Source organism: Priestia sp. SIMBA_032, from assembly GCF_046535215.1.
In the GTDB taxonomy this organism is placed as follows: Bacteria; Bacillota; Bacilli; order Bacillales; family Bacillaceae_H; genus Priestia; species Priestia aryabhattai.
The window spans coordinates 1-240 of sequence record NZ_JAWRXD010001464.1; the positions used below are offsets into that span (position 1 = coordinate 1).

At 35.4% G+C, this 240-nt stretch carries 1 protein-coding gene; it reads left to right on the top strand.

All coding sequences use genetic code 11. The annotated features are described in order from the left end of the window. Positions 1-240: hypothetical protein (locus SB717_RS39165; protein WP_410908683.1), on the top strand; the 240-nt coding region annotated here is incomplete at both ends.

Here is a 240-nt window from a genome sequence, read left to right on the forward strand (position 1 = left end):
ACAAATGGTGTAGGAGCATTAGAATTCAGAATTTTAGAATTCAATGGAGCACCAACAACAGCTTATGCTATGATCCCAACAGCAGGAAGTTCAGTTCCGGCAGTATTTACAGGATTACCATTTGGTGAATATAAATTTGAAGTAACGGATAGTAACAAGTGTACATACAGTGATATATTAACAATAAAAGATGTTGTTAGAATCCAGGCTACAGGAGATGCATACGCAAAATCTTGTATT